Origin of the sequence: Arcobacter vandammei, from assembly GCF_016106035.1 — a bacterium.
Taxonomy (GTDB): Bacteria; Campylobacterota; Campylobacteria; order Campylobacterales; family Arcobacteraceae; genus Aliarcobacter; species Aliarcobacter vandammei.
Map to the genome: position 1 here is coordinate 56,350 of NZ_JADKPZ010000011.1, position 19,147 is coordinate 75,496.

The 19,147-nt window shown below is 28.1% G+C and carries 22 protein-coding genes; 12 read left to right on the forward strand and 10 right to left on the reverse strand.

Features of this window, described 5'->3' with window-relative positions:
- Positions 1-19: 19 nt before the first annotated feature.
- From IQC44_RS07440 to gmk, 3 genes are read left to right on the forward strand one after another with little or no spacing between them, the layout of a single operon-like run.
- Positions 20-703: an ABC transporter ATP-binding protein gene (locus IQC44_RS07440; RefSeq protein ID WP_198305710.1), complete on the forward strand. Its 684-nt coding sequence runs from the start codon at positions 20-22 to the stop codon at positions 701-703.
- Positions 697-1,533, forward strand: a complete 837-nt coding sequence (locus IQC44_RS07445; RefSeq protein ID WP_198305711.1) for a hypothetical protein — start codon at positions 697-699, stop codon at positions 1,531-1,533. Before IQC44_RS07440 ends, IQC44_RS07445 begins: the two co-directional genes overlap by 7 nt.
- Complete coding sequence (gene gmk, locus IQC44_RS07450) at positions 1,523-2,137, forward strand: guanylate kinase (protein ID WP_198305712.1); 615 nt, start codon at positions 1,523-1,525, stop codon at positions 2,135-2,137. The genes IQC44_RS07445 and gmk overlap by 11 nt, the downstream gene beginning before the upstream one ends.
- A 65-nt stretch (positions 2,138-2,202) precedes the next feature.
- Here the strand turns inward: gmk and IQC44_RS07455 are convergent, their stop codons facing one another.
- Entirely contained in the window at positions 2,203-3,822 is a 1,620-nt protein-coding gene (locus IQC44_RS07455) for an EAL domain-containing response regulator (protein WP_198305713.1), read from the reverse strand.
- A 106-nt stretch (positions 3,823-3,928) separates the two neighbouring features.
- Between IQC44_RS07455 and IQC44_RS07460 the strand changes: the two genes are divergently transcribed.
- Entirely contained in the window at positions 3,929-6,352 is a 2,424-nt protein-coding gene (locus IQC44_RS07460; protein ID WP_198305714.1) for a heavy metal translocating P-type ATPase, read from the forward strand.
- 13 nt (positions 6,353-6,365) lie between these two features.
- Positions 6,366-6,596 (forward strand): cbb3-type cytochrome oxidase assembly protein CcoS, encoded by a 231-nt coding sequence (ccoS, locus tag IQC44_RS07465; protein ID WP_198305715.1) that lies wholly within the window; start codon positions 6,366-6,368, stop codon positions 6,594-6,596.
- A 35-nt stretch (positions 6,597-6,631) separates the two neighbouring features.
- On the opposite strand, the gene IQC44_RS07470 is transcribed toward ccoS, so the two are convergent.
- Positions 6,632-6,922: a c-type cytochrome gene (locus tag IQC44_RS07470; RefSeq protein WP_198305716.1), complete on the reverse strand. Its 291-nt coding sequence runs from the start codon at positions 6,920-6,922 to the stop codon at positions 6,632-6,634.
- A 257-nt stretch (positions 6,923-7,179) separates the two neighbouring features.
- On the opposite strand from IQC44_RS07470, the gene IQC44_RS07475 reads away from it, so the two are divergent.
- Both IQC44_RS07475 and hemH read left to right on the forward strand, forming a co-directional pair.
- Positions 7,180-7,779 (forward strand): ATP-binding cassette domain-containing protein, encoded by a 600-nt coding sequence (locus IQC44_RS07475; protein ID WP_198305717.1) that lies wholly within the window; start codon positions 7,180-7,182, stop codon positions 7,777-7,779.
- Positions 7,769-8,710: a ferrochelatase gene (gene hemH, locus IQC44_RS07480; protein ID WP_198305718.1), complete on the forward strand. Its 942-nt coding sequence runs from the start codon at positions 7,769-7,771 to the stop codon at positions 8,708-8,710. The genes IQC44_RS07475 and hemH overlap by 11 nt, the downstream gene beginning before the upstream one ends.
- Before the next feature lie 32 nt (positions 8,711-8,742).
- Here the strand turns inward: hemH and IQC44_RS07485 are convergent, their stop codons facing one another.
- The 4 genes from IQC44_RS07485 to IQC44_RS07500 are packed head-to-tail and all read right to left on the reverse strand — an operon-like array spanning position 8,743 to position 11,625.
- A complete protein-coding gene (locus IQC44_RS07485) occupies positions 8,743-9,318 on the reverse strand; it encodes a 2-oxoacid:acceptor oxidoreductase family protein (protein ID WP_198305719.1) in 576 nt (191 codons plus the stop codon).
- A 9-nt stretch (positions 9,319-9,327) separates the two neighbouring features.
- A complete protein-coding gene (locus IQC44_RS07490) occupies positions 9,328-10,161 on the reverse strand; it encodes a 2-oxoglutarate ferredoxin oxidoreductase subunit beta (RefSeq protein ID WP_198305720.1) in 834 nt (277 codons plus the stop codon).
- A gap of 1 nt (position 10,162) precedes the next feature.
- Entirely contained in the window at positions 10,163-11,293 is a 1,131-nt protein-coding gene (locus tag IQC44_RS07495; RefSeq protein ID WP_198305721.1) for a 2-oxoglutarate synthase subunit alpha, read from the reverse strand.
- 2 nt (positions 11,294-11,295) lie between these two features.
- The gene (locus IQC44_RS07500; RefSeq protein WP_198305722.1) at positions 11,296-11,625 is read right to left on the reverse strand and encodes a 4Fe-4S dicluster domain-containing protein; all 330 of its coding nucleotides are present in this window, start codon (positions 11,623-11,625) and stop codon (positions 11,296-11,298) included.
- Between the two features lie 141 nt (positions 11,626-11,766).
- Here IQC44_RS07500 and IQC44_RS07505 point away from each other — a divergent pair, with 141 nt between their 5' ends.
- From IQC44_RS07505 to IQC44_RS07525, 5 genes are read left to right on the forward strand one after another with little or no spacing between them, the layout of a single operon-like run.
- Positions 11,767-12,483: a tRNA1(Val) (adenine(37)-N6)-methyltransferase gene (locus tag IQC44_RS07505; RefSeq protein ID WP_198305723.1), complete on the forward strand. Its 717-nt coding sequence runs from the start codon at positions 11,767-11,769 to the stop codon at positions 12,481-12,483.
- On the forward strand, positions 12,476-12,859 hold the full coding sequence (locus tag IQC44_RS07510; protein ID WP_198305724.1) for a YkgJ family cysteine cluster protein: 384 nt from the start codon (positions 12,476-12,478) through the stop codon (positions 12,857-12,859). The genes IQC44_RS07505 and IQC44_RS07510 overlap by 8 nt, the downstream gene beginning before the upstream one ends.
- Entirely contained in the window at positions 12,835-14,139 is a 1,305-nt protein-coding gene (locus tag IQC44_RS07515; protein ID WP_198305725.1) for a tetratricopeptide repeat protein, read from the forward strand. Before IQC44_RS07510 ends, IQC44_RS07515 begins: the two co-directional genes overlap by 25 nt.
- Positions 14,136-14,927, forward strand: coding sequence for an indole-3-glycerol phosphate synthase TrpC (trpC, locus tag IQC44_RS07520; protein ID WP_198305726.1), 792 nt, complete (start codon positions 14,136-14,138; stop codon positions 14,925-14,927). Before IQC44_RS07515 ends, trpC begins: the two co-directional genes overlap by 4 nt.
- A 10-nt stretch (positions 14,928-14,937) precedes the next feature.
- The gene (locus IQC44_RS07525) at positions 14,938-15,141 is read left to right on the forward strand and encodes a tautomerase family protein (protein WP_198305727.1); all 204 of its coding nucleotides are present in this window, start codon (positions 14,938-14,940) and stop codon (positions 15,139-15,141) included.
- A 38-nt stretch (positions 15,142-15,179) separates the two neighbouring features.
- On the opposite strand, the gene IQC44_RS07530 is transcribed toward IQC44_RS07525, so the two are convergent.
- From IQC44_RS07530 to IQC44_RS07540, 4 genes are all read right to left on the reverse strand, one after another.
- Entirely contained in the window at positions 15,180-16,463 is a 1,284-nt protein-coding gene (locus tag IQC44_RS07530) for a sensor domain-containing diguanylate cyclase (RefSeq protein WP_198305728.1), read from the reverse strand.
- A gap of 92 nt (positions 16,464-16,555) precedes the next feature.
- A complete protein-coding gene (locus IQC44_RS07535; protein WP_228286288.1) occupies positions 16,556-16,861 on the reverse strand; it encodes a hypothetical protein in 306 nt (101 codons plus the stop codon).
- Positions 16,818-16,940: a hypothetical protein gene (locus IQC44_RS11675; RefSeq protein ID WP_257120179.1), complete on the reverse strand. Its 123-nt coding sequence runs from the start codon at positions 16,938-16,940 to the stop codon at positions 16,818-16,820. Before IQC44_RS11675 ends, IQC44_RS07535 begins: the two co-directional genes overlap by 44 nt.
- A gap of 76 nt (positions 16,941-17,016) precedes the next feature.
- The gene (locus tag IQC44_RS07540; RefSeq protein WP_198305729.1) at positions 17,017-19,146 is read right to left on the reverse strand and encodes a heavy metal translocating P-type ATPase; all 2,130 of its coding nucleotides are present in this window, start codon (positions 19,144-19,146) and stop codon (positions 17,017-17,019) included.
- Between the last annotated feature and the right edge of the window lies 1 nt (position 19,147).

Genomic DNA, 19,147 nt, shown 5'->3' on the forward strand with positions numbered 1-19,147 from the left:
ATTATAAAAAGGATATGCAATGAGTGAAAATTTTAACAATAGTCCACTCCTTGCATCCACACTTCTTGAAGCAAAAAATCTATCACATAATTTTGATTATGAACTTTTTAAAAATATCAATTTGAGCTTACAAAAAAAAGAGTCTATTGCGATAATAGGAACAAGTGGAAGCGGAAAATCAACACTTTTAAATATTTTATCTTCACTTTTAAAGCCAACAACTGGAAATGTTGTTTTTCAAAGTAAAGATTTATACTCTTTAAAACAAAATGAACTTCTAAAAATTAGAAGAGATGATTTTGGAATTATTTTCCAAGCTCACTATTTGTTTCGTGGTTTTAGTGCTATTGAAAATTTGAATATTGCTACACTTTTAAGCCATACAGATTTTGATAATAAGCTTTTAAAAGAGCTAAATATTGATCATGTTATAAATCAAGGTGTTGGAGAACTTAGTGGTGGTCAGCAACAAAGACTTTCTATTGCTAGAATTTTGATGAAAAAACCAAAGATAATATTTGCAGATGAACCAACTGGAAATTTAGATAAAGAGACTGCAAAAGTAGTTATTAATACACTTTTTAGATATATACAAGAAAATGATGCAGGGCTTATTTTGGTAACTCATGAAGAGGAGTTAGCTTTTAAATGCGATAAAGTTTATAAATTAATTGATTTAAAACTAGTGGAGCTAAAATGCTAAAAAAAGTTCTTTTAATTTGTGATACAACTATAATTGAGCATATTTTTGCACTAGTTTGTAAAAAAATGGATATAGATTTAACTATACAAAAATCTACAATTGTAAATGAAGAGTATGATTTTATAGTTGTTGATCAAGCTTTTATAGATGATAATTTTAACCACTATAAGCAATATACTAAAAGATTAGGAGCTATATCTTCAGAAGAGCTATCTTTTAGTAAGGCAAGAGATTTTATTATTCCTAGACCATTTTTACCTACAAAATTAGAAACAATATTAAAAGAACAAATCGAAACACTATATGATGATGAACTAAATTATAGTAGAAGAGAACAAAAATATAATAGCCTTGAAGAGGAAGATAAAACCTTTATTATTCAAAAAAATAGTATTGATAATAAGTCTATATTTTCAAATCCAAAAGTTATTGATGAAGATAGTAGTGAAGATGAATTTGCTTTTATTGATGAGAGTTTAGTAAATATTTCTTCATTAAATAATGGTGGTATTCTTGATAACAATGAGCTTAGTAAAATAAATCATATTTTAAAAGAGGAGCAAATTCAAAATGAAATAGAGCTTGAGAAAAATGATTGGAAAGATATATCTTCAATTATTGATGATGCTCTTGAAGAAGTTCGTGAATATGAGTTTGACCTTGCACAAAGTGAAGCAAAGAAATATAATCTAGTATTAAATAAATTTGCTATTGAAGAGTTAAGACCATTTTTAGAGAAATTTGATCAAAGTGTGATTAACAAACTTGTAAATGGTGAAACAGTTGATGTGAAAATTAGTTTAAAAGAAGAGAGAGAAAATGGAAAATAAAGGTGCAATTTTAATTTTATCAGGTCCTAGTGGCTGTGGAAAATCTACACTTTTAAAAGAGATTTATAAAAATATTGAAAACTACTATTTTTCTATATCAACAACAACAAGAAGTCCAAGGGTTGGTGAAAAAAATGGTGTTGATTACTATTTTGTTAGCAAAGATGAGTTTGAAAAAGATATAGAAGATGGAAATTTTTTGGAGTGGGCAAAAGTTCATGACAACTATTATGGAACATCTTTAAAACCAATTATAGAAGCACTAAACTCTGGTAAGCTAGTAATTTTTGATATAGATGTGCAAGGTCATAAGATAGTAAGAAAAAAACTTAACTCTTGTGTAACTTCAGTTTTTATAACAACACCAACATTAAGTGTCTTAAAAGAGAGATTATATAGCAGAGATAGTGATAGTAGCGATATAATTGAAAAAAGATTGTTAAATGCACAAGAAGAGATAAACTCTTTTTTAGAGTACGATTATTTGATTATAAATGATGATTTACAAAAATCTACGAAAGAGATTTTGGCTATTGCAAATATAGCAAGAGCAAAAACAAAACTTTTTGATAAAGATATAGTTGTTAATAACTGGCTTAAATAATAGAAAATATAAGTAGATTTAAGCTCTTAAGTTTAGAGAAAGAAATCCAAAAGAGGATTTCTTATTTAAATAATATCATTGTAGCTTATAGGTTTTGAGAAGTAAAAACCTTGAGCTGAATCTATATTTAGCTCTTTTATTTTATTAAAAATCTCTTCACTAGCTACAAACTCAGCAACAGTTTTAATATGGAACTCTTTTGCAATATTTGATATTGTTTTTACAATAATTTCCAAATCTTTTGAATTATGAATATCTTTTATTAAAGAGCCATCAATTTTTATAAAATCAACATTTAATCTTGATAATAGGTGGAAATTTGAATAACCAGCACCAAAATCATCTATTCCAACTAAACAATTATAAGCTGATACTTTTTTTATAAACTTCTCAACTAAATCAAAATCAGAAATCTCTTCACTTTCTAAAATTTCAAACTCTAAATGTGAAGTAAACTCTTTATTTTTTTCTAGGAAATTATAGATATAAGCTGTAGTTTTTTCATTTGACAAGTCATCATAAGAGATATTTATCGATACTCTTTTTTGCTTATTTTTTATTAATTTTAAAGAGTCATCCAAAATAACTTGCACGATATTTGGATACATTTTTGTTTTTTTAGCAATTTGTAAAAAACTATATGGTCCAAACTCAACACCTTCTGGAGATATATATCTAATTAAAGCTTCATATTTTACAGTTTCTTGTGTTTTTGTATCTACTATTGGTTGGAAAAATGCTTGAAGAAGGTTATCTTTGAAACCTTGTTTTAGCTGTTTAATCCATTTTATATTCTCTTCAAAAGATTGTTGGATTTTGTACGATTCATCATAAATCATAATTTTTTGGAATCTTTTTCTAGCATAAGAGATAATTCTTTGAGAATATTTGTAAGCTAGTAAACCTTTGCTTTTTGCGATACCAATAGTAACATTTATATCTATCTCATTTTCATCTACATAAAATGATTCAAGTTCAATTTTATCAATAAATGCTCTACAAAAGTTATAGAACTCATCTGTTGATGAAGCTTTGTTTGCTAAAATCGCAAATTTATCAGATTCAATTCTATATATTGAGTATAAATCTTTTACAAAATAATCTTTTAATTTTTGTGTAAATTCATATAAGATTTTATCTCCAATAGCTTCACCAAAAAGGTCATTTATTGTTGAAAACTCATCTATATCAATCAAAGCAACTAAATCAGACTCATTTTTTTGTAAATCTTTTTTAAGTTTATTTCTATTTGATAATTTTGTAAGTTTATCTGTATATAAATCTTTTAATTCGTGGTAGATTAAAGATTGACTCATAGCTTGAAGAAGTTTCGTAATATCAATTGGCTTTAAAACATATTTATCTACACCTATATCAATAGCTTCAAGTAAGTACTCTTTGTTTGAAAAGGCTGTTGTTACAATAACTGGGATATTTAAATTTGTCTCTTTTAGCTTTTTGATAAAATCTAAACCATTTAAAATTGGCATATTTATATCAGTTATTATTAAATCAATTTCATCCTCATGTTCCAAAAAAAGCTCATAAGCCTCTTTACCATTTGTTGCAATATACTGATTTTTTGTGAAAGATTTTAAAATAGATGAAGTTACATCTCTTAAATCTGCTTCATCTTCAGCATATAAAATTGTTACATTTTTTAGAATATCAATATTTTCTGTCATTAAAACACTCTTTGAATTATAATAAGATATAATACACAAAAAAACTTAAGAATTAAGTAAGTTTAGAAATAAATAATTTTTTTAAGGTGTTGTTTAAGGAGAATATTTGTCAATAGTAGAGTGCAATCATTGTCATTTATCATTTGATGAGAAAATAATGATAAAAGAGAATGATTTAAATTTTTGTTGCGGTGGTTGTCAAAATGTTTATCATATTTTAAAAAGTGAAAATCTTGACTCTTTTTATGAAAAACTGGGAAATAAAACATTAAAAGCCCCTTTACAAGTATCAAATAGAGATTTAGAAAAATTTGATTCTCAAAATTTTTTAGATAATTATACAAGTCTTACAAAAGATGGTTTTACTCAAATTGATTTGATTTTAGAGGGAATTCATTGTGCCGCTTGTGTTTGGTTAAATGAGAAGATTTTATATGATACAAAAGGGATTATTGAAGCAAATATAAATTTTACAACAAACAAAGCTAGAATAATTTATAACCAAGAGTTGTTAAAATTAAGTGAGATTATAAAGAAAATTAGAAGCATTGGTTACAATGCATATGCTTATGATTCAAGTGTAGCAGATGAACAAGCAAGTAAGGCAAAGCAAGATTATTTTATAAGAATTATGGTTGCTGTTGTTTGTACTATGAATATTATGATGTTAAGTGTTGGTAAATATACAGGTTTCTTTACAGGAATGAGTGCTGAAGTTAAACATATGATTCATATTGCTGAGTTTATTCTTACAACACCTGTTTTGTTTTATAGTGGTTTTGTTTTCTACAAAGGTGCATATTTTGGAATAAAAAACCGTATGGTAAATATGGATTTACTTGTAAGTTCTGGTGCTACTATGACTTATATTTACTCTTTATTTATTCTTTTTGGGGCAAAAGGTGAGAGCTATTTTGACTCTGTTTCTATGATTATTACCTTTGTTTTAATTGGAAAATATCTTGAAGTAATAGGGAAAAAATCGGCTATTGATACTCTTGATAAGATAAAATCAACAATTCCTCTTGAAGCTTTGGTTATACAAAATGGGCAAAAAATCGTAAAGGCTCTAAATGAGCTAAAAGTAGGGGATATAATAGAGCTTAAAATTGGAGAAAAAGTTCCTGTAGATGGAAAAATAATTTTTGGAAGTGCCTCTTTTGATGAGTCAAGTCTAACTGGTGAGAGTTTGCCAGTTTTTAAAAATATTGGTGATACTCTTTTTAGTGGAACTGTTATTTTGGACTCTTTGATTCATTTTGAAGTTACAAAAGATTTTAAAAACTCAACTTTTTCATCTATTGTTACACTTTTGGAAGATTCACTAAACTCAAAACCAAAAATTCAAACTTTGGCAAATATGCTTTCAAGAAGATTTAGTATTACTATTTTAAGTATAGCTCTTGCTACTTTTTTAGTTTGGTATTTTTTTGGGCTTGATTTAGGCTTTTATTTTGAAAATACAAATCAGTTTGAAAGGTCGTTTATAACAGCTGTTTCTGTTGTAGTTATTGCATGTCCTTGTGCCTTGGCACTTGCAACTCCAATGGCAAGTTTAGTTGGTATTTCAGAGTTAGCAAAAAAATCCTTGCTTTTTAAAGAGGCAAAATATATAGAAACTTTAGCAAATGCTACAACTATTGTTTTTGATAAAACAGGAACTTTGACAAAAGGGGAGCTTGAAGTAAGTAGTGCAGAGTTTTTTAGCAAAGATGAAGAAGATATAAATCTTCTATATTCGCTACTTGATAGCTCAACTCACCCTGTTAGTTTAGCTGTTAAAAAATATATAGAAAAAAATTATGAGTATAAATCTTTGGCTTTGGAAGATATAAAAAATATTGAAGCAAAAGGCTTAAGTGCTAAATATGAAAATAGTGAAATTTTAGGTGGAAATATTGCACTTTTAAAAGAGTTTGAGATAAATTTTGAAAAACAGGCTCAAACTACACAATATATATTCGCAAAAGATAGAAAGGTTATTGCAAATTTTGAGTTAAAAGATGAGATAAAAGATGATGCAAAAGAGCTAATAGATTATCTAAAAGAGCAAAATATAAGTGTAACTATGCTTACAGGAGATAATGAATTTGTAGCTTCAAATGTAGCAAAAACTTTAGGAATAGCAAATTTCCAAGCAAATTTATCACCAAAACAAAAAGCAGATTTTGTAAGAGCCAGAAAAGAAAATGGCGAAATAGTTGTAATGGCAGGAGATGGTGTAAATGATAGTGTGGCTTTAAGTTTTAGTGATGTTGCTATTGCTATGGGAAATGGAGCTGATATTTCTATGATGGTTTCAGATATTGTACTTTTAAGCTCAAAACTAAAGTCTTTAAAAGATGCCTTTATAATCTCAAAAAAGACATACAAGCATATAAAACAAAACTTGATTTTCTCTTTGCTTTATAATGCTCTTACAATTCCCATAGCTATGATGGGATATATAATCCCACTTTTTGCAGCTTTATCTATGAGTTTAAGCTCTTTGGTTGTTGTATTTAACTCTTTAAGAATAAAATTAAAATAAGGAAAATTATAAAATGATAGATGATACACTATTTTTTATGTTAGCAGTTGGTTTATTGGTATCTGGATTAATGCTGTTTTTATTTATATGGGCTGCTAAATCTGGTCAATTTGATGATTCAAATAAAGTTACACAAGGTTTACTTTTTGATAGTGTTGATGATTTAAATGATGCTATAAAAAAAGAGAACTCTATAGAAGAGTCAAAGAAACAGAAAAATGAACAAAAAAAAGAGGAAGAGTAAAACTCTTCCTCTAGGTTTGAAAAAATAAATTTAAATTATTTTCCCATATAATCAGCTAATGCTTTAATATCAGCATCAGTTAATTTAGCTACTTGACCTTTCATTAAAGCTTTCATAGCTCCACCATAAGTTCCATCTTTATAACCATGTAAAGCTTTTTCAATATCAGCTTTTGCTAAGTTAGCTGGAACATAAGATTTACTTTGTGTAGTAACATTAATCTCACCTTTTACCCCGTGACATGCTTTACATGTAACATAAGATGCTGGTGCATCAGCAAATGCGAAACCTACTAGTGCAACTGTTGCTAAAACGATTTTTTTCATTGTATTCTCCTTTTAAAATTTAAGAGAAGAATTTTAGCCTTTTTTTCTTTTTTTAGGCTTAATATTTTTCTCTAATTATGCTATTGCAATTAGAAGCTTTACTTATTAATGTATAATGATTGTGAATTATTATTGAACATTATATATTTAATATTTTATAGATATTTAGCTACAATCAAGAAATATTAGAATATCTAACATAAATAATAATTTTTACTATGAAAAAATATAAAATAGTTTTTATAAAATAAATAAGGATGTATTTGGATACTTATGTTTTAGAAATTAAAAATTTGAGTTTTGCTTATAATAAAAATAATCAAATATTTAATAAATTTGATTTAAGATTAAAAAAAGGTGAGTTAAAAACTATATTTGGTAAAAGTGGAAGTGGAAAAACTACACTTTTTGAGCTTATTTTAGGAAACATAAAAGCACAAAGTGGAGAGATAAAAAAAGGAAAAACTGCTATTATTTTTCAAGACCCTTTTAGCTCATTTCACCCAACATATACAATCTATGAGCAAATTAAAGATGTGTTAAAAAGAGATTTTAAAGATGAACTAGATAGTATTTTGCCAAAACTAAGCCTAGAAATAGAACTTTTATATAAAAAACCATTTGAACTAAGTGGTGGACAACTTCAAAGATGTTCAATTTTAAGAGCAATTTTACTAAAACCAGATTTGCTTTTAGTAGATGAGCCAACATCAGCTTTGGACAATATAATAGCTTATGAAACTATGAAACTTCTTGTAGCTTTACTTGAAAATTGTGCCATATTATTGGTAACTCATGATTTAGATTTAGCTTCTTGGTGTAGTGATGAAATTATAAGGTTGGAAAATGCAAAATAGAAAAAAAGCTTTAGTGCTTTTAAATATGGGTGGAGCTAGAGATAAAAATGAGTTAAAAATGTTTTTAACAAATATGTTTAATGATAAAAATATTTTAACAATTAAAAGTAATCTTTTAAGAAAATTAATAGCCTATTTTATCACTACAAAAAGACTTGATGATGCTTGGAAGAATTATGAATATATTGGAAACCAATCTCCTATAAATCCTATTACAGAAAAGCTTGTAGATAAATGCAATATTGAACTAAAAGAGTATAAAACTTATCAAGTTATGCGATACACTCCACCTTTTGCACAAGATGTTATAAAAAATATTTTAGAAGATGGAATGGAAGAAATTATCTTGCTTCCTCTTTATCCTCAATACTCAACAACTACAACAAAATCATCTGTTGAAGATTTTATAGATTTTTTACCATATAGTTTTGGAAATAATATAAGATATATTGAAACTTTTTATAAAAACGATAGTTTTAACTCTTGTATAGTAAATGAGATAGAAAAAACTCTTGCAAATAGTAAAGATTTTAATCTAATTTTTTCAGCTCATGGACTTCCACAAAAAATAGTGGACAATGGCGATCCTTACGAGACTCAAATGATTGAACATGTAGAAATTTTAAGTAAAATGCTAGAACTTAAAGGACTAAAATTTAAATCTATAAATCTAGCATATCAATCAAAAGTAGGACCTTTAAAATGGCTAGAACCATCTTTAGATGAAAAATTAAAAGAGTTTAAAGAGCAAAAAGTATTGATTTATCCACTTGCATTTATAGTTGATAACTCTGAAACTGACTTTGAACTTGATATTGAGTATAGACATATTGCAAATGATTTAGGAGTTGCTGAATATAGAGTTTGTAAATGTGTAAATGATAGTGATGATTTTATTGAGGCTATAAAAGATATTTGTGAAATAAAATAGTGTTAAAACTAGAAAGCTAAAACTTTCTAGTTTTAGCTTTCTTTTCTATTATCAGCCTTAGAAGCATATAAATAACCCAAATCATAGGCTTTATTGTTTAAATCGTGAAGTTTTGCAGGGATTTTTGAAAGCATTGTGCTTCTTAAAACCTCTTTTGGAATAGTTTCACCTGTAAAATAGTTTGCAATAGCAAGAGCTAAAATACTTTGAGTAATTACATTTCCAACTTCATCTTTTGCTATTGTAATAATTGGAATTTCAATAATATTCCATTTTTTTCTATCTTCTTCATTTGGACGAACTAAATTTGGCTCAATTACTATGGTTGCTCCATCTTTTACACCTTTTTTAAACAAATCAAAAGATATTTGAGCAACTGAAAGCATAAAATCTATTTCCCCATCATTTGCATAAGGATAGATAATCTCTTCATCTTGTAAAGTAATATCAACAACAGTTGGACCACCCCTTACTTGGGAAGTATAAGTTGCAGTTTTTAGTCCATATCCACCATTATTTATTTTTGCAGCAGCAAAAATTTCACCAGCAAGAAGTACACCTTGACCTCCAACTCCTGTAAATCTCATTAAAGTTCGATTTTGTGACATTTTTGCTCCTTAAATTTCTACCATAGTTTTGTTTTTGTGTGCTTCTTTTACTTTTTCGTAAGCTTCAGAATATTCAAGAGCTGTTTCATCTTGTTTTAAAACACCAGTTGGGTATTTTCCTATCTTATCTTCAGGTTCTAGCATTTCAAACTTTGTTTTAGCAATACTTATTGAGTCTATCCACTCTAAATTTGCTGTTGCACTTGCCATTTTATTTTTTCTTCCTAAGTTTACATGACAATTTGAGAAAACTTCAAGATATGAAAACCCTTTATGTTCAAGAGCTTTTACCAAAGTTCTTTCTAGTTTTTTTGGATCAATCATAGTCTCACGTGCAACAAAAGAAGCACCTGCAGCATCAACTAATTTACAAGAGTCAAAAGTTGGATCAATATTTCCTCTTTCCATCGTTGCTGTCCACATTCCTTTTGGAGTTGTAGGGCTTGTTTGAGAGTTTGTAAGACCATAGATGAAGTTGTTTATTAAAATATATGTTAAATCAATATTTCTTCTAGCTGCGTGAATTGTATGATTTCCACCAATTGCAAGACCATCTCCATCTCCACCAACAACTATCACTTTTTTATCTGGATTTGCCATTTTTATACCAGTTGCATAAGCCAGTGTTCTTCCGTGTGTTGTGTGAACTGTGTTGCAGTTTATATAAGAAGAAAATCTTCCAGAACAGCCAATTCCAGAAACAACACAAACATCGTCCATATTCCAACCAAGTTTATCAATAGCACGAATAAGTGCTTTTAAAATAACTCCATCTCCACATCCCCAGCACCAAAGTGTAGGCATTTTATCTGTTCTTAAATATTCATCATAGTTAAAAGCCATCTTACATTCCTTTTACTTTTTCAATAATTTCAAGTGGGCTTAGTGGTCTTCCATTTGCTTTTAAAAGTGTTGTAAACTCTCTTCTTCCACTAACTCTTTCTATTTCACCTAAATATTGTCCCATATTAAGCTCTGCTACTAAAATTTTATCAAACTTACTACAAAGCTCTTTTATTCTAATTTCTGGGCTTGGCCAAAGAGTTTTTGGTCTAAACATTCCAGCTTTTATTCCCTCTCGTCTAAGTCTATTTACAGCCTCTTTTGCTCCTAGTGATACTGAACCATAAGCAATGATTAAAATATCTGCATCTTCTAGCATATACTCTTCATTTAGTTCTAACTCATCAGTATGATTTTCAACTTTTTTAAATAGCCTTTTCATCAAAGCATCACAAACAACACCATCTTCTGTTGGATGACCTGTTGGTCCGTGATGAAGTCCAGTAAAGTGGTATCTATACCCTTCAAACATAGGATTTAAAACAGCTGCTTCATCATCTTTTACACCATAAGGAAGATAATCTTTTTTATCTCCATCAAATCTTTTTCTATAAACTCTTTGGCTTTCTATTTCACTTATATCTGGTAAAGTAACTTTTCCAGCCATATGCCCAATTGTTTCATCAAGTAAAACAAAAACAGGTTGCATAAATCTATCTGCTAGATTAAAAGCTCTTACAACTTCTGTGTAACACTCTTGCAGATTTCCAGGAACAAGTGTAATAGATTTTACATCTCCATGAGTTGGATTTTTTGCTTGTAAAATATCACCTTGAGCAACTCTTGTAGGAAGTCCAGTAGATGGTCCTCCTCTCATAACATTTACAATAACCAAAGGAACTTCAGCAATATATCCAAGACCTAAATTTTCAGCTTTTAGCGAAATTCCAGGACCTGAACTTGCTGTCATTGCTCTTTTTCCACTCATAGCAGCTCCTAAAGCAGAGCAAATTCCAGAAATTTCATCTTCCATTTGCATACAAACTCCACCAATTGCAGGTAGTTTTGATGATAATGAGTGCATAATTTCACTCGATGGTGTTATTGGATAGCCACCAAAAAAGTGGCATTTTGAATCAACAGCAGCTAAAGCTGCTAATTCATTTCCTGTTGATATTAACTCTATTGCCATAATCAAACCTTTTTATCTTCATCTAATATTTTATAAGAATTTTTTATAATTTTTTCTTGTCTTTGCTTAGCATCATCATTTAATTTTGCAAATTTAAACTCTTTTTTATCTGCTACGAAAATTGCAAAATCAGGACATGATAGTTCACAGTCATTACAACCAATACAGGCTTCAGGATGTACAACAGTAGCCATAGAACCTAAAGTTGAGTGAATATCTTGTCTCATTCCTAATACTCCAGCAGGACAAACAGATACACATCTATCACATGCTTTACATCTACTCTCATCAACCCAAACAGGTGTATTTAAAGGAGCCTCAATATTTGACATAATTTTCCTTTATTAAATATAATTAAAATTTATAAATTTTATAATTTATACTAGTAATAGTACAATACTTTTGCTTATTTTATTAAAAGAAAACTATAAATAATTTAGATATAATCCAAAGATTTTAATAAAGGAAAATTTTTGCTACTATATCAGCCTCAAAATGGTTATTGCTACAACAGTGACACACACTTTTTATTTAGATTTATTTGTAAAAATTTAGAAAAATATAAGAATATTCAAGGTGAAGTTTTAGATATTGGAAGTGGAAGTGGGATTTTAGGTTTGTTACTTGCAAAAAAGTTTGATAAATTGAATTTAAGTCAAATTGAGATACAAAAAAGCTTTCAATTTTTCTCAAAAAAGAATACAAGTGTAAATAATCTTGTTTCAAAAATGTATGAAGGCTCTTTTTTAGAGTTTGAATTTGGAAATAAGTTTGATTTTTGTGTTTCTAATCCACCTTTTTATCATGGTGATGTTATAAAAAGTGAAAATGAAAATATAAAAATTGCAAGGTATAATGACTCTATGCCATTAAAAGAGTTTATAAAAAAAGCTTCAAAAGTTTTAAAAAATGGTGGAAAATTCTTTTTTTGCTATGATAGTAAACAGTTAGCGGAGATTATTTTATATTTAAAAGAGTTTAAATTTAATCTTGAAACTTTACAATTTGTTCATCCAAAAGCTACAAAAGAGGCTAGTTTAGTAATGGTTTTTGCTAAAAAAGATTCAAAATCTCTTGTAAAAGTTTTTGAACCTTTGATAGCTTTTGATGAGTTTGGAGAGTTTACAAAAACAGTTCAAGATATTTATAATGAAGCAGGAACTCATAGTATAAAGGTTAGTTTTGAGTAGTTTAATGAAAAAAGATGGGTATAATTTCGCTTTTAATCCAAAAGCTTGTGAAAGTTGTGCTGGAAATTGCTGTATTGGTGAAAGTGGATATATTTGGATAAATAAACAAGAGATAAATGATTTAGCAAAATATTTAAATATTGGAGTTGAAGAGTTAAAAGAGAAATGCCTTTTTAAAGTAGGGTATAAATATAGTATAAAAGAGATAGAATTAGATAAAAATAATTTTGCTTGTTGTTTTTTTAATTTAGCAAAAAAACAGTGTATGATTTATGAGGTAAGACCTACACAGTGTAGGACATTTCCTTTTTGGGATTATTTTAAGACAAATGAAAATGAGGTATATGAAGAATGCCCTGGAATAGAAAAAATTTAATTATTGTTTTTTTTGTAGCAATGTTTTTTACAGCATGTGCTACAAAAAATGTACAAGTAAAAGATGCTACAAATATAAAAAAATTTGATAAAGTTGAAGAGAAAGCTTTTGAATTGGAAGACTTTTATGTAATGTATGCTTTGGAAATGGAGAATGAAAGAGTATATTATGAAGCAAGAGATGTATATTTTAAACTTTTTGAACATACAAATAAATATGAATATTTGGTAAACTCTATATCTTTGGCTACACAACTAAAAGATTATCTTTTTGTTGAAGCTGCAGTTGCAAAGTATTCAAAATCAAATATAAAAGAAGAAGAGATTTTGTTAAGGCTTTATAGTTTCGCACAATTAAAGTTAAATAAATTAGAAGATGCTACAAAAAATGCAGAAAAATTGGTACTTTTATATCCAAATGAGTTAAATTATGATGTTCTTGCAACAGTTTATTTAACTAAAAAAGAGTATCAAAAAGCTTATGATATTTTTTCAAAAGCTTTTAATATATCTTCAAATTCTGTAACATTAAGTACTCTTGCAAATTTAGAGTTTTTTCACCTAAATAGAAAAAATGATGCTGTGTCTAGGCTTGAAAATAGTCTAAAAAGATATGATTATGATTTTAATTTAGGAATACAATTAATAGCTTTTTACGAGATTTTAAAAGATGAGAATAAAATAGAGTATCTTTTAAAAGAGATGTTTTTCTATTATAAAAATAATGATTCACAACTTCAGCTTAATAATACAAAAACTCTATTTTGGAAATATGTAGATAAAGGTCATATTATAGAGTTTTGGGAAAAAAATGGCGAAAGAGATGAAATCTTAGTTTCAAGTTATAGAGCCACAAATCAGCCAGAAAAAGCTGTTAAGTTATTAGAAGAACTCTATGAACAAAGTCATGATAAAGATATTTTGGCACAATTAGCTATTGTAGAGTTTGATATGGCAACAAATAAAAAAGAGGTTCTTTCTAGTGTTATAGAGAAATTAACTACAGTTTTAGAGAGTTCAAACAATCATATCTATCAAAACTTTTTAGCATATTTGCTCATAGATTATGATTTAGATTTAAACAAAGGGCTTTTATTGGTTGATAAAGCTTTAGAGCAAGACCCTGAAAATATAGCCTATTTGGATACTTTAGCTTGGGGTGAATATAAAGCTAAAAATTGTAAAAAAGCTTATGAGATTATGAAAAAAGTTGTTGATATTACTGGGCTTGAAGATGAAGAGATAAGACTGCATTGGGAAAAAATTAAGGAGTGTAAATGATATTAGATGAGATAAATAAAAGAACTTTAGAAGATGTAGAAAAAAGAAAAAAAGAGCTTCCACTTGACTTATTAGGAAGAAGCTTATCTTCAAATCCATATATGCCAAGAGATGTAAAAAGTTATTTAAGAAGTACAAAAGATGAGCCAATTAGAATTATTGCTGAGGTTAAAAAAGCAAGTCCTAGTAAGGGAGTTATAAAAGAGAATTTTGATCCACTATTTATTGCAAGTGAATATAGCAAAAATGGTGCAAATGCAATCTCTGTTTTAACTGAACCTCACTATTTTCAAGGAAATTTGGACTATTTAACACAAATTAGAAGATATGTTCCAACTCCACTATTAAGAAAAGATTTTATACTTGATAAGTATCAAATTATGGAAGCTTTAGTTTATGGGGCTGATTTTATTCTTTTAATTGCAAAATCTTTAAGTACAAAAGATTTAAAAGAGCTATATCTTTATGCTAGACATTTAGGGCTTGAAGTTTTAGTTGAAATTCACGATAAAGAGGATTTAACAAAAGCTATAAAGAGTGGAGCAGATATAATAGGGATAAATCATAGAAATTTAGAGACTTTTGAGATGGATATGAGTTTGTGTGAAAAACTAATTCCACTTATTCCAAATAATAAGATTATTGTTGCAGAATCTGGTGTTAGTGATGTTGAGATTATAAAAAATCTTCACGAAGTTGGAGCAGATGCATTTTTAATTGGGGAGCATTTTATGAGAGTTCCTAGTATTGAAGATGAGCTTAAAAGATTTAAAAACTCTTTAAACTAAAGGAGCAAAAATGCCTGTAATAAATGTAAAAATGACAAAAGAAGATGGTGGAGCTACAAAAGAGCAAAAAGAGGAGTTAGCAAAAGGTATAACTGAACTTTTTTCTAAAATTTTCTCAAGACCAAGTAGTAATGCAGTTGTTTTAATAGAAGAGTTTGATACAGATAACTATTTTATAGGGGCTAAGTCTATTACAGAAATTAGGAAAAAATAGTTTATATTTTAGCTTGTAATTACAAGCTAAAATTAAACTTATTCAAAAACGACAACAGTATTTCTACCTTTTTCTTTTGCTTTATAAAGAGCAATATCTACATTTTTTAGAATAATTTCTTGTGAAATATCGCCTTTTACCTCTATTACTCCAAGACTAACTGTAACTTGTGGCACTTTTTTAAAATCATAAGTTTCAATATCTCTTCTAATACGATTTGCAATAGAAATAGTTGCTTGAATAGTTGTATTTGGGAAAATAATCATAAACTCTTCTCCTCCAAACCTAGCAAAAGTATCACCTTGTCTTAATTTATTATCTACAACTCTACATAATTCACTTAAAATATAATCTCCAACATCGTGACCATAATTGTCATTTATCTTTTTAAAATGGTCAATATCAAACATAATAATGCAATACTTTTTCCCTTTTAATTTTTCAAGTTCATTGAAAAATGCAAATCTATTATATATTTTTGTAAGATTGTCAATAGAGGCTATATTCTCCATTTTATTGAAATCTTCTTGTATTCTTTGTGTTCTTGTAAGAACTCTATTTTCTATATCTTTGTGTAGATTTTCTAACTCTTCATCTTTTTTATCTATAGATTTATTTAGATTTTCAAAAGCAAAAAGTAATCTATTTGAGATATTCTTTGCTAAAAATATTGATACAATAATCATAAAACTCGCTAATGCAATAGAACCATTTAATCTAGTTTTATACTCTTTTTCTAAAATTGATTTTTGGTTCTGAGCAACTTTTTCTAAATCGCTAGGATAAAAACCACTTCCTATTATTAGGTCTGAATTTGGAATATTTTTTAAAAAAGATATTTTTGTGTCAAATCTAGTAGTTTTTGGATTTTGCCAAGTATATGTTATGAAATTTTCACTATTTTGCTTATCTACGATTTTTTCTGTAGCATCTTTGTAGTAGGCATTTTCAGAGTTTAATAAATTTCTTCCTTCTAATTCTGGAATAAAGCTATGAAGTATTACTTTTCCGCTATTATCAAAAATAAAAAAATAGTCATTCATCTTTTTATTTATATTTTTGAATAGGTCAAAAATTATATTTTCATCTATTTTATTTCCTATTTTTGAAGCATTATATTCTAAAATTTCAATTGCTATTTTAGAGTTTTTTTCTAGTAATTTTTTTTCATTTTCAATTAAATAACTAGAAACAGTATTGTAATTTTCATCAAAACTCTTTTTGAAATTCAAAGCTTCCAATGTAAATATTATAAGCACAATCAATGGAAGTACCACAATAGGTGAATACTTTATAATCTTAATTAATTGTTTTTCAGTCATAATTTTCCCCTTTTTGTGAAAAAAACAATTCTAATTTATAATTATTATTTTTTATATTATAGCTTCAAAGTGAAGCTATAAAATAGCAAAATTTAAATTTCTGCTTTTAAAGTAGGTTTTGAAGATTTTGTAATTTTTGAATTATTTGTAGATTTGTTTTTTGTTTCCAAAATAGCTTTATTCTTTTTTGGTTGATAAAGCATATGATGCCAAAGTGCAAAACCACAAAAAGCAACACCAGCAACTATATGAGTATTTTTTGCAATTTTGTTTTTCATAAACATTGAAGTTATAACTGTTGCACCTAAAGTGGCAGTCATTCCTATTTTTGCAACTTCTCTTTGAAGTTCTAAATCAAATGTCTTTTCTTCTTTCATCTCTTTTCTTTCTTCTTTCATAAGTTTTCATAGTTTTGTTTACTGTTTTAACTGTTAAAACACCTGTTAAAATAGTAGCTAATGGAAGTAAGAATGGCATATAAATCCTTTTGATATTAATTATCAGAATATTACAACTTAGAAGCTTAAATAGAACTGATAACTATTATTAAAATCTAATTTTTTGCCAATTTTACTCCCCTTATAGAATTAAACAATAGTGCTATTGTTGTTCCATTGTGTAAAATTGCTGTTGTTATTGGTGAAAATAGTCCAAATGTCGCACCTGCAAGTATTCCACTATTTATTCCAACTGTTGCATTAAAATTTGTATTTATCAAACTCATAGTTTTATTTGCATACTCTTTTGCTTCAACAACAGCCATAATATCATCTTTTAAAAGACTAATATCAGCAGTTGCTTTTGCAATATCAGCACCTTTACTCATAGAAATTCCAACATGGGCTGAAATTAGTGCTGGAGCATCATTTATCCCATCTCCAATAAATGCAACTTTTTTTCCACTACGCATAAGCTCTTTTACAATATCTGCTTTTTCATGAGGTAAAAGTTCTGCTCTTACTTCATTTATTCCTAGCTCATCTGCTATTTTTAAGGCTTTTTGCTTTATATCACCTGTTAGCATTACAATATTTTTTGCTCCAAGGCTTTTTAGTTTTTTAATAGCATTTTTTGTATTTCCTCTTAGTTCATCACTTAAACCAATAGTTCCTAGAAGTTTTCCATCATATCCCACATAAAGTAGAGTATCGCTCTTTTTTAAAGAGTCTTCTATCTCTTTTTTATAAGGTGAGAAATCTATTTTCTCATCATCTTCCAAAAAGTGTCTGCTTCCTATAATTACAGATTTTCCTTTTATTTCTGTTTTTACACCGTGAGCAACTATAAATTCAACTTCTTCATGGTGCATATGAACAAAACCTCTCTCTTTTGCTGCTTTTACAACAGCTTCAGCAACGGGATGAAAATAGTGTTCTTCAGTTGAAGCTGTAAGATTTAAAAGCTTTTCTTCACTCCAATTTTTATCATAAGAATCAACACTTACAACCTCTAATTCACCACTTGTTAATGTTCCTGTTTTATCAAAAACAAAAGTATCAGCAGTTGCTAATGCTTCAATAGATTTTGCACCTTTTATCATAATTCCAGCATGTCCAGCTTTGCTAATAGTTGATTTAAAAGCAACAGGAGTTGCAAGTTTTAATGCACATGAATAATCAGCTTGAAGAACTGAAGCTACTCTTTGGAAATCTCTTGTAAAAATATAAGCAGTAGTTGCAAGTCCCAAAGTAACAGGTACAAGCTTATCTGCAAGGCGGTTTGCTTTTAGTTGAGCTGAAGATTTTTCATTTAAAGAGTTCTCTATATAGTGCTTAATTCTTTGAGTTGCTGTATTTGCCCCAACTCTTTCAGCCCAAATTCTAAAACGTCCTTCTTCAACAATAGTTCCAGAAAGAACTCTATCGCCTCTATATTTTGCAACAGGAGTTGCTTCTCCTGTCATTGAAACTTGATTTATTGTTCCTGCTCCATCAATAATATGGCCATCAACAGCAATAGTATTTCCAGTTCCTACAACAACAATATCACCAACAACTAAATCAGATGTTTTTACTAAAATTTCAGTTACTTTTCCGTCGATTTTTTTCTCAACCCAAGCTTCTTCAATATTTGGTTTTGCCAACTCTTTTAATAAATCATCACTTTTATGTACAGTTGTCTCTTCTATATACTCTCCAAGTTCAAGCATAGCATTTGTTGAGTTTGCTGCTAGATAATCTTTTCTTAAAATAGAAATAGCAACAGCTCCAGCTTCAAGAACATGAGAAGTGAGACCTTCACTAAACAGCTCTTTTGTTCCATCTATTAAAAGTGGAGTACAAGCAAGAGTTGTAGTTACTGCTTTTAAATTTTGATTTGTTATTAACATTTCAGAAACAAGAGCCGAACTTGCTATTAAAGTTCCTTTAATAGAAGGTTCTTCGCTATTTACACAAGATATGCAAACACTAGTTTCACTATTTTCAACAGCTTTTAATAAAGAGTTTAGAGTCAAGTTTGCTAATTTTTTTTCAATTTTATTAAAAATATCGCTAGATAATTCAAAGATTATAGAGTAGGCATTTCTATTTATTCTTATATTTTTAATGCTTTTTTGAAGATTTTTATCATCTAAAAAATAGCTTTTTAAAATATCTTCATCTATAAACTTCTCTTTTAAAATTTCAAGCTTATATCTAGCTCTAAGCCCAGCTTGATGTACTTTTAAAAAGTTTTTTTGCATT